Origin of the sequence: Microvirga sp. RSM25 (assembly GCF_044784385.1) — a bacterium.
Classification (GTDB): Bacteria; Pseudomonadota; Alphaproteobacteria; order Rhizobiales; family Beijerinckiaceae; genus Microvirga; species Microvirga tunisiensis.
This window is the reverse complement of sequence record NZ_CP173039.1, coordinates 2,754,460-2,768,671: the sequence shown is the minus strand read 5'-3', so window position 1 is coordinate 2,768,671 and position 14,212 is coordinate 2,754,460. Positions and strand designations below refer to the sequence as shown.

Here is a 14,212-nt window from a genome sequence, read left to right as displayed (position 1 = left end):
GCTTTGGTCTATTGGCTGCGACCAAGAGGTCCCCTAGGATTCCTCAAACAAAGCAGACGGGAGGAAGGTTTATGGCATTCAAGGATGTGCTGAGCCTTTGCGGCCGGGTCGGTCTGATCGTGGCTGCGTTCGCGTTCGTCGCTGGGATCGTTGCAGGTCCTCTCCTTGAAAGAGTCTGGTCGTCGCGTGTGACGGTCACGCAAAACAACGATACTCCTCTTCCAATTCCGCCCAAGGTCCCCGCGGATCCTCAGGCAGGAAAGCCGGGCTAACACCTTTTTAGAACTCTTCGGTTCATACCACATCATCCCCGATGCAGGTCGGGATGCGGTTCCTTTTGTGGGAAGGGTGCGATGAGCAGCGAGACCATTATACGGCAAGAGATCCGTGACTCTCTGGGCTTCGTCCGCAGCATGATCGATCATTATTCGGGCCTTTATTCGGGCGAGAACCTGACCCGGGACGTGCTTCGTTTTTGCGATGAGATGACGACTTGTGATGAACCGAACTACCGGCTGAGGGAAGCGCGGCGCATCGTCGAAGAACGCTGCCGTCAACTGGCCCAGGCAACGGACCGCTTTGCCCAACGCGACCCTGCTTCGATCGCCGCGTTGCGGGCTCAGGCCGTTGCTGCCATCGACATGTTCCAGGACGCCGCTTTCGAATGGCGCAAGGCCCGCACAGCCATTCCATCCTCCGGACGCTTGCTGCGCAGGAAAAGTCCTTAACGCGTTGTTGATCCGGCACCGTCTTAGAGACGCTTGGGCTTGATCGACGCCGTTGCAGGTACGTCCACGACTTGAGGCTCCGGCAGAGGATCGCTCCTCGGCATGTCGAGTCCATAGACATCATCGCGGAAATGCACGGCGCCGTCTGCCGTCGCATAGCCTGTCAGATAGACCCACGCGACAGGAACAGGCTTGTCGAGACGGATGTCCTGACGTGTCGCGCTGGCGATGGCTGTATCGATCCCTTCTCTCGTCCATGGTCCGCCCTGCCCATTGGTCCCGCGCAGCAGCCATTCGGCAAAATCGGCCACATCGGCCACGCGAACGCAGCCCGAAGAATGAAAGCGCGCATCCTGCGCGAAGAGCTGCTTCTTGGGCGTGTCGTGCATGTAAACGGCATGCTTGTTCGGCATGTCGATGCGGATTTGTCCGAGCGAATTGATCGCTCCGGGATCCTGGCGCAGCGTGTAGTTCACCGCATTCTGCGTTGACCAGTCGAGCGTCTTTGGATCGACCTCCTGTCCCTTCGCATCGAGAATGCGGATCTTCATCTTCTCCAGATAACCGGGATCCTTCCGGACATGGGGAATGATGTCCTTCTTGATCAAAGAGACAGGTACCGTCCAAGTTGGGTTGAGGTTGACGGCGGTGACGCGCGTTTCGACAACGGGCGAGGGACGATCCATCTTGCCGGCGATGGCGACAAAGCGGCGAGCCACCTGTCCGCGTTCGACCGCTTCGACGGCGGTGGATGGAATGTTGACGACCACATAGCGTTCGCCGAAAGAAAACGTGGAGCCGGCCAGCCGTTGAGCGGAAGCCGTGAGCTGGCGGTGGCGCGTGAGTGCCGGGACGTTCAGCGCTTCCAGGGTTCGCGCCCGCACAGCGCCCGATTCCGGCAGGCCGTGACGAGCCTGGAAACGCCTGACGGCATTTGCCAGTTCGGCATCGAAGCTCGTGCCTGTGCCGAGATCGGCAGAAAGATCGCCCTCCGAGGCAAGGCGTTGCCGAAGGATTTCGACGAGAGGGCCCTTGTCGCCCGTCTTCAGCACCGTGCCTGCGGGCAGGCTAGGCCATCCTCCCGTCTCGGCGATGCGCTTATAGGTCCAGGCCGCCCGCATCGTGTTGATGAAGGTGCTCGCGTCCAGAGTAGGGCGTGGATCCTGTGAAATCGAAACCACAGGCACGGGTGCCGCCTTCTCGACAGGCTTGATGGGTGCCGTGGCTGCTGCTTTCGGTCGCAGGTTCGTTCCCCCGGTCGGAGGCGCCGGAATGCTCGGCAAAGTCTGTGCCGGAGTGGCTGAGGAAATATTCTCGGCGGCTGCGAAGGCGCCCGAACTGCTCCCGAGGGAGGAGCATGAGAGCAGAGCCAATCCGAAGCAGAGACGTTTTGCATTCCCATAGGTCATGTCCGGATTATGAGCGACGTTGGTTTACAAAATGCTGAAAAGGGCTGCCGGTCGAGTGCTTGCAACTGCGGCAGCGCCTGAACGTTGTCCTCGGTCCCGAGCCCCGTCACACGAGTTCCCCATGCGCGCCAAGCCTGCCCCCTCCCAGGATATCAGGCGGATCGATCTTACCTTGCCGTCTTCCTTGGGGCTCCATGCCGTGCGGCTGCTCGAACAGGTGAAGGAGGCAGGGCCGGCAGGAATCATCTATGTTGCAGGAGGGGAACGCTGGGCTGAGCAGTTGGCGCAGGCATTGAAGGGGTTGGCCCCCGAACTCACCGTTTACCTCATGCCTCCATGGGATTGTCTTCCATACGACAGTGCTTCGCCCTCGCGGGAGGCTATGGGGCGACGCATGGCGGTTCTCCGGCGCATGAGCGGAGCAAGCACGACTCCGCGGCTCCTGGTAACGAGTGCTGCAGCGATCCTTCAGCGCGTGCCGCCCCGCGCCGTCGCGAGGAACGCCGTCTTCAGCCTCCGGACAGGCGAAGAGTTCTCTCCGGATACCCTGAGGCGCTACCTCCATCATGCCGGCTACATCCTCGATGAGAGAGTGGATGAGCCCGGCGAGGCCGCTATCCGAGGGCAGGTGATCGATCTCTTCCCCGCCGACAGCCCCTTGCCCTATCGGGCCGAGCACGACGGGCAAACCATCACGGCCATTCGTTCCTATGATCCGATCTCCCAATTGAGCGAAACGGAGTTTGAACATCTCCTGATTGGACCGGCTTCGGAGGTCATCCTGCAAGAGGCCGGAGACAGCGATGCATCCATCGAGCGGTTCGACGGAATGGAGCATCAATTGCCAGAATACTGCACGCATCTGGATACCGTCTTCGATTACTGGCCGGATGCGGCAGTCGTTGTGGACACAAAGTCCGAGGAGAGGCGGCAGCTTGTGATGGAGCAGGTCGCAGACGCCTATGGAAGTCGGGCGAGTTTGCGCACGCAAGGCGGCCCCAAAGCATCTGCCGTGTCACCTGAGCGACTTTTCATCCAGGACGACGAGTGGGCTGACATCCTGTCGAAGCGCCGTCTTACCTTCATTCATGCCGCATCGAAGGGTGATTCTCCGCTCAGCGCGGTGCCGAATTTCGTGATCGCCTCGAGGCCTTCCAAGGCCCTTGCGGATTTTCTTCGCACTCAGTCGGGTGCCGGTCGAAAGATCGCTCTGGCAGCGGCAGCCCGATCGGATCTGAACAGGCTCAAGCGCCGAGTTCAATCCATCGGGCGCCCTGACAATGTTGATAGCTGGAGCGATGTCGTTGACGGCCCATCCGGGGGATGGTTTGCGTTGCAGGCCGATCTCAAGAAGGGCTTCATTGATGAGCGCGATGGCATCGCGCTGATCACTGCCACCGACGTCCTGGGTAGCCGCATCAGCGCTGGCGTCGAGAAGGAGGTGAGTTCTGCCGCTTCAAACTTCACGGATACTGGGTTCCAGATCGGCGACGCCATCGTCCATATCGATCACGGCATCGGGTTGCTCGAGGGCATGGAGACCATAGCCGCCGGCGATGCCGGCGTGGGCGATGCCATCAGACTCGGTTATGCGGCCGGCACGACGCTCCTGATTCCCGCAACCGAGATGGACCGTGTCTGGCGCTATGGTGCAATGTCGGACTCCATTTTCCTGGATAAGCTGAAAGGCGATGCATGGTCGGTCCGACGTGAGAGGATCGAAACAGAAATCGAGGAAACAGCCAAACACTTGATGGGCATGGTCGAGGCCCGCAAGGCGGTGAAGCTGGAGCCGCTTGTCCCACCGAGTCGCGAGTATGAACGCTTCGTCGCCCGCTTCCCTTTTTCTGAGACAGCGGATCAGATTCGTGCCATCGAGGATGTTCTCGAGGATCTCTCATCGGGGCGACCGATGGACCGCCTGATCTGCGGCGATGTCGGCTTCGGCAAGACGGAGGTCGCTCTGCGCGCAGCCGCGGCGGCTGCGCTCTCCGGCAAGCAAGTGGCCGTTGTCGCTCCGACGACCGTTCTGGCACGCCAGCATGTACGAAGCTTCCAGAGACGTTTTGCCGGTCTCGGCATCGAGATTGCGCATCTCTCCCGGCTCGTGACACCGGCCGAGGCCCGATCCGTGAAGAAGGGATTGGCCGATGGCACGATCCGCATCGTCATCGGCACTCATGCACTCGCCGCAAAAGGCGTGACCTTCAAGGATCTCGGACTTGTCGTGATTGACGAGGAGCAGCGGTTTGGTGCGGCGCATAAGGCCAGACTCAGGAACCTGGCCGCTGGGGGCCATGTACTGACCCTGACCGCCACGCCGATCCCACGGACGCTGCAATCGGCATTGGTCGGCCTGCAGGAATTGAGCATCATCGCGACGCCTCCAGCGCGCCGGCAGCCGATCCGCACGTTCCTGACGCCTTTCGATCCTGCAAGCATCCGCGATGCGCTCATGCGCGAGCGGCGCCGCCGGGGCCAAAGCTTCGTCGTCTGCTCCCGTGTCGAGGACATCGAGCCGATGCGTGACCGGCTCGCAAAGCTCGTTCCGGAACTGGAAATCATGGTTGCTCACGGGCAGATGGCTCCTGCCGAGACGGACGATGTGATGGTGCGCTTTGCCGACGGCGAGGGGGATGTCCTTCTGGCCACCAACATCATCGAGAGCGGTCTGGACGTTCCCCGTGCCAACACCATGCTGGTCTGGCGCGCCGACCGTTTCGGACTATCGCAACTGCACCAACTTCGCGGGCGCGTCGGGCGCGGCGCGGGCGCATCAGGGGTGCGGTCTATCTGCTGACGGAGCCCGGCCAGGAACTTCCGAATGCGACGGAAAAGCGCTTGCGGACCTTGACGGCCCTTGACCGGCTTGGAGCAGGATTTGCCATCAGCGCGCAGGATCTCGATCAGCGCGGGGCAGGTGCGCTCCTGGGCGAGGAGCAGACCGGCCACGTCAAGCTGATCGGCACCGACCTCTACCAGCATATGCTCAAACATGCATTGCGTGGCGAGACCCTCGGCGATGACTGGACACCTGAGCTCAATATCGGACTGGCCGGCACAATTCCGGAAGACTATGTGAATGAGCCCGAGATGAGGATTAATCTCTATGCCCGCCTGGCTCGTTTCGACTTATATGACGCAATCGATGAGCTGGAGGCGGAAATCGAGGATCGCTTCGGGTCCATACCCGAGCCTGTTCAAAATCTTCTGAGGCTCGCAAACCTGCGGCAACTCTGCCGACGTCTCGGAATTTCCCGCATCGATGCAGGGCCGCAAGCGATCGCCCTGACATTTCGACCCGGCTCAGCGGAGAAGCTCTCTCTGCAAAGGAAGATCGACGCTTCTCAGGGAATGCTACACTGGAGCAAGGAGCGCCTTGTCTTCTCGGTATCCAGTGAGCAGGCAGAGGAGCGTCAAAAGCGGATTCTGGAATTGCTGGACTCTCTCGAACTGTGATCACCCGCGCAGTAGTCATGATTTGCCTGAAGAAAATGGCCCGTGAACGGATTTGGCCCAACGGACTTAATATTGAAATCGTCTTGATCGTGAGGAGCCTATGACGTCCGAGGAAATCAAGGAACTGAACGCTGCACGCGAAAACCTTGTGAAGCGACGCAGGGAGATGGCGCGGCAGATTTCCGAGGCACCGCTCCCCTCTGTCGAGATGGCGGAGGAGCTCACGAAGATCCTTGTGGCCATCGAAGCGTTGGATCGAGCCCTCAACGAGGCTGGCCATCCCTACATGAGCCAGGGCGTGGTCGAACAGCTCAGGGCTGATAGTTGAATTCTAGAGCTTAATCCGTCCGATGAGATCGAACCCGGTGCCCGGCTTCGGCCGGAGCACGAGCATTTCTCCCTCGCCAGGAAAGACGCCGGTGAGGGCCGTGATGTTGACCTGGTGCGTGACGAGCACCAGGACGCCGCTTGAGCGCCAGTCCTGAACGGTCTGGCGTACGGCCTGCGTCTGGGCCGGTTCCTGGTCCCGTCCTGAGAAGAACGAATCCAGCGGCGGGAAAGACTCCGTCCGGTCGCCGAAGGCCAAGCGGGCGGAGTCGAGCGCGCGGCACCAGCGACTTGAGAGCACCCGCCCGACGGAGATCCGTCGAGCCCTGAACGCCTCTCCGATGGCCTGCGCCTGTCGACGGCCCTCGGCCGAGAGGTTGCGCTGCGTCCCGCAATCTTCGAGCCGGAAGTTGGCTGGGTCGCCCGTTCCTGGAGCGCGAGCATGCCGGAACAGGGCAATCGTGCCGCCGTCCCGCAGAGCCTGCCATGCCTCCTCGGATGCCTGAAGGGCTTGAGGCCAGGCTATTGCCACAAGGATCAGAAATGCCAGCGCGATAGGCATGCGTCACCTGCCGATCCTTATGCCGCTATCTCTTATAGAACACCCGCTCACCGAGAGACGCAACGTCCGATAAAGGCACAGATTCCTGGAGGCATCCTGCTTGATTTCAAGCCTCGGCTGCCAACTCCACGAGCATGTCCACGAGCGGGTCGCTAGGGGTGGAAAGCCCGGCGACGACGTTGAAGTGATGCGCTCCGGGCACCTCGTGACAGCGAGTTGCAACGCCGGCCTGGCTCCATCGCTCGACGATGGCATGGGACTGACGCAGGAATTCGCTGCTTTCGGCCCCGCCGACCACCGCGATGAGATGTCCACTCGTGGGCGGATTCCACTCAAGGGGGCTCAGGCGGTGCGCCTCCTCGACGGTGAGCCCGAGAGCCTTGTTGATCGAAGTCGGAACCAGCGGAGGCAGGTCGAACAGGCCGGAGACCGGCATGGCGGCGCGAACAGGCATCTGTAATCTGCCCGGGCGAGCCATCAGGCACGCCGCCAGATGGCCGCCGGCCGAATGACCGCTCACGACGAGCGGGCGGCGCGTGCGCCGCATGACGAAATTCGCGGCGGCCTCGATTTCGGAAACGATGTCGGCGAGTTTGGCGGCAGGGGCGAGCGTATAGCTGGGGATCGCGACCGTCAGCCCGCGCTCATTGGCGCCACGGGCCAGATGGCTGGAGGTCGACTTGTCGAGCGCCTGCCAGTAGCCGCCATGGATGAACAGCACGATCGGGCCGTCGCCATCGCCGCTCTGCGGGTAGAACAGGTCAAGCCGATGGCGCTCGCCCGGTCCATAGGCGAGTTCCAGCTCGCAGTGCGCACTTTCTCGATAGGCAGCGGAATCCTGCTGCCAGCCCGCGATGTGGACGGGGTGATCGGGAACGCGGGTCCGGTTGTTGTACTCGGCCTCCAGGTCGAGTTCTTCGGATGCCATCGCGATTATCCTTAAACGTGGAGGTATCGGTCCTTGAGGCTGGCATCGGTCATGAGCTCATCGCTCGTTCCCGTCCAGACCGAGCGGCCCTTCTCGATAATCACGTGACGGTCGGCGAAGCTCGCCAGTGCGCCGATGTTCTTGTCGATCACCAGGATCGACTGGCGCTCGCCCTTGAGGCGCTTGAGGCATGTCCAGATCTCGGCGCGGATCAACGGCGCCAGCCCTTCCGTGGCTTCATCGAGAATGAGCAGCTTCGGGTTGGTCATGAGCGCGCGGCCAATGGCCAGCATCTGCTGTTCGCCTCCGGAAAGCTGCGTGCCGAGATTGCTCCGGCGTTCCTTCAGGCGTGGGAAAAGATCGTAGACCGCATCAAGCGTCCAGCGCCGAGTGCCGGTTCTGGCCGAGGCCGTCGCAACGAGATTTTCCTCCACCGTCAGCGTCGGAAAAATCTGCCGGCCTTCCGGCACGAGGCCGATGCCGGTCTGTGCAATGCGATAGGGCGCAAGGCCGGTCACGGCCGCGCCATCGAAGCGCACTTCGCCGCCACGGGGGCGGAGCAGGCCCATGATCGAACGCACGGTGGTGGTCTTGCCCATGCCGTTGCGGCCGAGCAGCGTCACCACTTCGCCGGCGTTGATCTCGAGCGAAATGTCGAAGAGGACCTGCGCTGCGCCATAGGATGCCTGGAGCTGTCGGACGGAGAGCATCAGACTATCTCCTCGTCGCCGAGATAGGCGGCACGAACTTCCGGATTGGCCCTGATCCGTTCCGGCGTGTCGGTGGCGATTACGCGGCCATAGACGAGAACGGACACGCGATCCGCAAGGGAGAAGACCGCATCCATATCGTGCTCGATCAGCACGATGGTCAGGCGGTCCTTCAGACGCCGCAGGGTCTCGACAACACGCTGGGATTCATCGTGGCCGGTGCCGGCGAGAGGCTCGTCGAGAAGCAGCAGCTTCGGCTCCGTCGCAAGGCCGATCGCGAGTTCGAGCTGACGCTTCTCGCCGTGCGACAACAGGCCAGCCGGGATATGAGCGCGAGCAGCGAGCCCGACCTGAGCGAGACAATCCATGGCAGGCTCGTTCAGAGCCTTCTCCTGCGCGGCATTACCGAAGAAGCGAAAGCTCGATCCTGAGCGCGCCTGAACCGCAAGCGCGACATTCGCCAGAGCGGAGAAGCCCGGAAGGATCGAGGTGATCTGGAAAGAGCGCGCGAGCCCGTGCCGGACCCGTTGCGGCATTGAGAAATGCGTGACGTCCTCGCCGCCGAACCGGATGGATCCGGAATCAGAAGCCAGGGTGCCGGAGATCTGGTGAATAAGGGTCGTCTTGCCCGCGCCGTTCGGGCCGATGATGGCGTGCAGTTCGCCGGGCTGGACGGAGAGGCTGACGTCGTCGGTGACGACGAGAGCGCCGTAGGTTTTCCGCAGGTTGAGAAGTTCGAGAAGAGGCTCAGCCATGGCGAGGCCTCCGCAGCAGGCCCATGATCCCGCCTCTGACGAACAGAACGATCAGGATGAGAAGGGGACCGAATACCATCTTCCAGTTCTCCGCGAGGTGCGCGCGCGTTGCCTCGTTCAGGAAGAAGCTCAAGCCGTGCAGGATTTCCGGCAGAAACTCCTCCAGCAGCAGGAAGGCGGCTGCACCGATGATGGCGCCATGCAGGGAACCCAGCCCGCCGAGCACGACCATGAAGATCAGTTCGCCGGAACGCTGCCATGTCATGAAGGCCGGGCTCACGAACTCCGCCTGGTTGGCCAGCAGACATCCCGCAAGTCCTGCCATCATGCCGCTGAGCACATAGGCCGCGAGCTGAAAGCGGAAGGGCTGAAACCCGATGGCTTCCATGCGAATGGCGTTTTCCCGGGTTCCGCGCAGGACACGCCCGAACCTGGATGCCACGACGGATCGGGAGAACGCATAGGCTCCAAGAAGACAGAGCAGGCATACCCAATAGAAGGCAAAATCGTTCTCCAGGACGCTGGAGCCGGCAAGGAGACTGCGTGACGACAGGGTCATGCCGTCGTCGCCGCCATAAGCCGCGAGCGACGTCGCAAGGAAGTACAGCATCTGCCCGAAGGCCAGGGTGATCATGATGAAATATACACCCTTGGTCCGCAGGGAGATCGCGCCTGTGATGAGAGCGAAGACGGCGGACGCCGCGAGTGCGACGGGGATCTGCACGAGCACATCCTCGATGCCGTGGCTGGCAAGGACGCCGACGGCATAGCCGCCGAGCCCGAGGAAGGCCGCATGGCCGAAGCTGACAAGCGCTCCATAACCGAGAATGAGGTCGAGCGCCATGGCGGCTATGCCGAAGATCATGACCCGCGTGAGCAGAGACAGGACGTAGCCCTCCGCGCCGGAGACCATGGCGAAGAGCGGTGCTGCCGCGAAGGCCGCGAAAAGGACGATGGGAACGACCTCGAACCGTGTGGTGAGCGATGGCATGGGAGCGGAGGGCGTTTCGGCGAGTTCGGTCATGAACGGCCCCTAGCGTTTCACAGGAAACAGGCCGGAGGGGCGGAAGAACAGCACCGCAGCCATGAAGATATAGATCAACATCGGCGCGATGGCCCGTCCGGTCTGGCTCGCTGCCGCGGGATCGAGAACGAGGCGCAGCAGGTTCGGAGCGAAGGTGCGTCCCACCGTATCCACCAGTCCGATCAGGAGGGCCGCGAGAAACGCGCCGCGGATCGACCCGATGCCGCCGATCACGATGACCACGAAAGCGAGGATCAGGATGTTGTCGCCCATGCCCGGCTCGACCGAGAGGATCGGCGCCACCATCGCGCCGGCAAAGCCTGCGAGCATGGCACCGAAGCCGAACACGATCATGAACAGCCTCTGGATGTTGACGCCGAGCGCCGACACCATGGAGGCATTGCTGGCTCCTGCGCGCACCAGCATGCCGACACGCGTGTGGTTGACGAGAACATAGAGCAGGGCGGCCACCACGAGCCCCGCCGCGATGATCGCAAGGCGATAGACGGGATAGAGCAGGCCGTTCGCGATCTCCACGGATCCTGAGAGCAGTTCGGGAACGGGAACGCTCAAGGGGCTGCGCCCCAGACGAACTTCACGCCCTGGTTCAGGAACAGGATCACGCCGAACGTAGCGAGCACCTGATCGAGGTGATCGCGGTCATAGAGATGTCTGAAGACCAGCACTTCGAGTAGAAGGCCGAAGACCAGCGCCGAGGGCAGGGCGAGGAGGAGCGCCCAGCCGAAGCTTCCGGTCCACGTGCTGAATGCCGCCACGAGATAGGCGCCGACCATGTACTGAACGCCGTGAGCGAGATTGATGAAGTCCATCACCCCGAACACCAGGGTCAGCCCGGCGGCGATGAGAAAAAGGATGAGGCCGAATTGAAGGCCGTTCAGAGCCTGGACGAAGAGGAGTGTTGCGTTCATCGGCACGTCATTGGCAGCAGGCCTGCATCGATCGAGCCTCCGCTCGGGCGCTCCCATGCGAAAGCGCCATGATGATGTCATAGATGCGGATCGATCTGCCCTCGCGGGGGCAGATCGATCGGATGTGCAGAGCGCCTCAGTTCGTGGCGGTGCATTCCTTGGCATAGGCATCCGTGTAATCGTCGAACACCTTCTCGACGATTTCCGTCTCCAGCTTGCCGTCAGGACGCTTGGCGGCCTTCACCAGATAGAAGTCCTGGACCGGGAAGCCGTTGGCGCCGAACTTGAAATCGCCGCGAAGCGACTTGAACTCCGCCTTCTTGAGGGCGGCACGAACCGCTTCCTTGTCGTCCGTCTTGCCGCCGGTCGCCTTGAGGGCCGAGTCGATCAGCAGCGCCGCGTCGTAGGAATGCATGGCGTAGGAAGCCGGCACTGTGTTGTAGGCGGCCTCGAAGGCCGCGACGAACTTCTTGTTCTCCGGGGTATTCATGTTCGGAGCCCAGTTCGAGCCGCTCAGCATGCCGATGGCGGCATCCTGCTGCGCGGGCAGGTTCGTCTCGTCCACGGTGAAGGCGGAGAGGAACGGAATACGGTCGGCAAGACCCGCAGCACGGTACTGCTTGACCAGGTTCACGCCCATGCCGCCCGGCATGAAGGTGAAAATCGCGTCCGGTTGCATCGAAGCGATCTTGGCAAGCTCGGACTGGAAGTCGAGCGTGTTGAGGGGGGTGTACGATTCCTCGACGATTTCGCCCTTGTAGTGGCGCTTGAACCCGGCGAGCGCATCCTTGCCGGCCTGATAGTTCGGCGCCAGCAGATAGACCTTCTTGTAGCCGCGGTCCTGCGCCACCTTGCCGAGAACCTCATGGTTCTGGTCGTTCTGATAGGAGGTCGCGAAGAAATACGGGCTGCAACTCTTGCCGGCGAGGTTCGAAGGACCGGCGTTCACGCTGATGTAGAAGGTCTTGGCATCGACGATGGGCTTGTGCGTGGCAACCGCCACGTTGGAGAAGATCGGGCCGACGACGAAATCGACCTTGTCCCGCTCCAGAAGGCCCTTCACCTTCGTCACCGCCACGTCTGGCTTCAACTCGTCGTCGACGACGATCACCTCGACATCGCGCCCGCCGAGCTTGCCTCCGAGGTCCTTCACGGCAAGCTGAAAGCCGTCCCGCGCGTGCTGGCCCAGCACGGCCGACGGGCCGGAGAGGGTCAGCAGCAGGCCGACCTTCAGTTTTTCCTGCGCCATGGCCGGTGCCGCAGCCAGACCGAAGGCCGCTGCAAGGCCAAGGGTTTTGATCGTCACGTTCATCATAGTCTCCCGAGTGGATGTTCCCTGCGCACATTTGCTGTGCTGCGTGATTGTTCCCGGCGGGACGTTAAGACGCCTCGACGGACAGGTCGGCGATACTCTGCCGCAAAACTTTTCTGCCGAACACTCCCTTTATCGGAGCTTTCCTCCCGGCATCCCCAACCTTTGCCCAATCTTTGGGATTGCCAAGGATTATTTTAAGATTAAAATATTTTTCAGGTTCTTCAAGCGGATTGTTTCGCAGAGGAAGGCAGGCGAAATGACGAGCGCGTGATTGGCGGCGGGTAGGCAGGAAACCGGGGTTTGCTATCGCTAGCGGCCTTCGCGTAGGCCCCGCCCGACCAGCCAGACTCATAGCGCTTTGTTCTTGCGCCGCACAAAAACAGAGGAGCGGACGATGGCGGACACGGCGCATGTGGATACCTTCGCGAGGGACAATCTTCCGCCACGGGATCAATGGCCAGAGTTACGGTTCTCTCGTCCCGAGCTTCAATATCCCGAGCGGCTCAACTGCGCCGTGGCCTTTCTCGATCGATGGGTCGATGCGGGACGGGGCGAGGAGCCCTGCATCATCAGCCCGACCGAGACGCTGACCTACCGTGCGCTCCAGGAGCGGGTGAACCGCATCTGCAATGTGTTGGTCCAGAAGCTCGGCTTCGTGCCGGGCAACCGCGTTCTGCTGCGCTCTGCGAACAATCCCATGATGGTCGCGGCCTATCTGGCGGTCCTGAAGGCCGGTGGCGTGGTCGTCGCCACCATGCCGCTGCTGCGCGCCAAGGAGATTGCCTATCCGCTGAAGAAAGCGAAGATCACGATCGCCTTCTGCGACCATCGCCTTGCGGAGGAGATGGAGCGCGCCAGGACGATGGCGCCGGATCTGCAGCATGTGGTGTATTGGGGATCGGGCAAGCCCGACAGCCTCGAGGCGTTGATCGCCGAAGCCTCGCCGGAATTCGGTGCGGTCGATACCGCGGCGGACGATGTCTGCCTGATCGGCTTCACCTCCGGTACGACGGGCGAGCCGAAGGGCACCATGCATTTCCATCGCGACATGCTGGCGATCTGCGACGGCTACGCCCGAAACGTGCTGCGGCCAGAGCCGAGCGACCGTTTTATCGGCTCGCCGCCGCTCGCCTTCACCTTCGGGCTCGGCGGAATCGTGCTGTTTCCGATGCGCGTCGGCGCTTCGACCGTGCTGCTGGAGAAGGCTGGGCCCGACGATCTTTTGCCCGCCATCATGCAGTACAAGGCCACCATCTGCTTCACGGCGCCGACCGCCTATCGCGCGATGCTGGCGAAGATCGAAGGCTACGACATCTCCAGTTTGCGCAAATGTGTCTCGGCCGGCGAACCGTTGCCGAAGGGCACGTTCGAGGTCTGGAAGGCCGCAACGAACATCCGGCTCATGGATGGAATCGGCGCAACCGAAATGCTGCACATCTTCATCGCCGCAACCGAGGACGAGATCCGCCCCGGCGCGACGGGCAAGCCCGTTCCGGGCTACGAGGCGAAGGTCGTCGACGACGAAGGGCGCGACCTCCCGCCCGGCAGCATCGGCCGCTTGGCCGTGCGCGGGCCGACCGGATGCCGCTATCTCGCGGACGAGCGACAGCGCAAGTACGTGCAGAATGGCTGGAATATCACAGGTGACACCTACCTCATGGATCAGGACGGGTACTTCTGGTACCAGGCCCGCTCCGACGACATGATCATTTCCGCGGGCTACAACATCGCAGGCCCAGAGGTCGAGGCCGCGCTTCTCACGCATCCGGCCGTTGCCGAATGCGGCGTGGTGGGGGCTCCGGACGATGGGCGCGGAACGGTGGTCAAGGCCTATGTGGTCCTGCATCCCGGCCACATTCCAGACGCGGAGCTGACGAAGGTGCTCCAGGATCACGTCAAGGCGGAGATCGCTCCGTACAAGTATCCGCGCCTCATCGAGTTCGTGGAGGCCCTCCCGCGGACCCAGACCGGCAAGCTGCAGCGCTTCGCGCTGCGCCAGATCGCTCAGGAAGCCGAGAACCACCAGGAGGCGATGAGCGCCTGACAGCTTGGCGATAAGGTTTCGG

General features: G+C 62.1%; 12 protein-coding genes and 1 pseudogene. 5 read left to right on the top strand and 8 right to left on the bottom strand.

Annotation, left to right across the window (positions count from 1 at the left end):
• Positions 1–353 precede the first annotated feature (353 nt).
• Entirely contained in the window at positions 354–728 is a 375-nt protein-coding gene (locus tag ACD578_RS13215; RefSeq protein WP_404285606.1) for a hypothetical protein, read from the top strand.
• Between the two features lie 23 nt (positions 729–751).
• Here the strand turns inward: ACD578_RS13215 and ACD578_RS13210 are convergent, their stop codons facing one another.
• A complete protein-coding gene (locus ACD578_RS13210) occupies positions 752–2,137 on the bottom strand; it encodes a murein L,D-transpeptidase (RefSeq protein ID WP_404285604.1) in 1,386 nt (461 codons plus the stop codon).
• A 121-nt stretch (positions 2,138–2,258) separates the two neighbouring features.
• Between ACD578_RS13210 and ACD578_RS13205 the strand changes: the two genes are divergently transcribed.
• The 3 genes from ACD578_RS13205 to ACD578_RS13195 all read left to right on the top strand — a co-directional run bounded on the left by ACD578_RS13205 (position 2,259) and on the right by ACD578_RS13195 (position 5,924).
• On the top strand, positions 2,259–4,937 hold the full coding sequence (locus tag ACD578_RS13205; protein WP_404285602.1) for a helicase-related protein: 2,679 nt from the start codon (positions 2,259–2,261) through the stop codon (positions 4,935–4,937).
• Between the two features lie 41 nt (positions 4,938–4,978).
• Entirely contained in the window at positions 4,979–5,596 is a 618-nt protein-coding gene (locus ACD578_RS13200) for a TRCF domain-containing protein (RefSeq protein ID WP_404285600.1), read from the top strand.
• 100 nt (positions 5,597–5,696) lie between these two features.
• Positions 5,697–5,924, top strand: a complete 228-nt coding sequence (locus ACD578_RS13195; RefSeq protein ID WP_404285598.1) for a hypothetical protein — start codon at positions 5,697–5,699, stop codon at positions 5,922–5,924.
• 3 nt (positions 5,925–5,927) lie between these two features.
• On the opposite strand, the gene ACD578_RS13190 is transcribed toward ACD578_RS13195, so the two are convergent.
• The 7 genes and pseudogenes from ACD578_RS13190 to ACD578_RS13160 all read right to left on the bottom strand — a co-directional run bounded on the left by ACD578_RS13190 (position 5,928) and on the right by ACD578_RS13160 (position 12,143).
• Positions 5,928–6,485: a histidine phosphatase family protein gene (locus ACD578_RS13190; RefSeq protein WP_404285596.1), complete on the bottom strand. Its 558-nt coding sequence runs from the start codon at positions 6,483–6,485 to the stop codon at positions 5,928–5,930.
• 106 nt (positions 6,486–6,591) lie between these two features.
• Positions 6,592–7,413 (bottom strand): alpha/beta hydrolase, encoded by an 822-nt coding sequence (locus tag ACD578_RS13185; RefSeq protein WP_404285594.1) that lies wholly within the window; start codon positions 7,411–7,413, stop codon positions 6,592–6,594.
• A gap of 11 nt (positions 7,414–7,424) precedes the next feature.
• Positions 7,425–8,123, bottom strand: a complete 699-nt coding sequence (locus tag ACD578_RS13180; RefSeq protein WP_404285592.1) for an ABC transporter ATP-binding protein — start codon at positions 8,121–8,123, stop codon at positions 7,425–7,427.
• Positions 8,123–8,878: an ABC transporter ATP-binding protein gene (locus ACD578_RS13175; RefSeq protein WP_404285590.1), complete on the bottom strand. Its 756-nt coding sequence runs from the start codon at positions 8,876–8,878 to the stop codon at positions 8,123–8,125. Before ACD578_RS13175 ends, ACD578_RS13180 begins: the two co-directional genes overlap by 1 nt.
• Positions 8,871–9,902, bottom strand: coding sequence for a branched-chain amino acid ABC transporter permease (locus ACD578_RS13170; RefSeq protein WP_404285588.1), 1,032 nt, complete (start codon positions 9,900–9,902; stop codon positions 8,871–8,873). Before ACD578_RS13170 ends, ACD578_RS13175 begins: the two co-directional genes overlap by 8 nt.
• Positions 9,903–9,911: 9 nt before the next feature.
• Positions 9,912–10,831, bottom strand: a pseudogene (locus ACD578_RS13165) (branched-chain amino acid ABC transporter permease).
• Positions 10,832–10,967: 136 nt separating this feature from the next.
• Positions 10,968–12,143, bottom strand: coding sequence for an ABC transporter substrate-binding protein (locus ACD578_RS13160; RefSeq protein WP_404293831.1), 1,176 nt, complete (start codon positions 12,141–12,143; stop codon positions 10,968–10,970).
• Between the two features lie 397 nt (positions 12,144–12,540).
• On the opposite strand from ACD578_RS13160, the gene ACD578_RS13155 reads away from it, so the two are divergent.
• On the top strand, positions 12,541–14,190 hold the full coding sequence (locus tag ACD578_RS13155) for a benzoate-CoA ligase family protein (protein ID WP_404285586.1): 1,650 nt from the start codon (positions 12,541–12,543) through the stop codon (positions 14,188–14,190).
• The last annotated feature ends 22 nt before the right edge of the window (positions 14,191–14,212 follow it).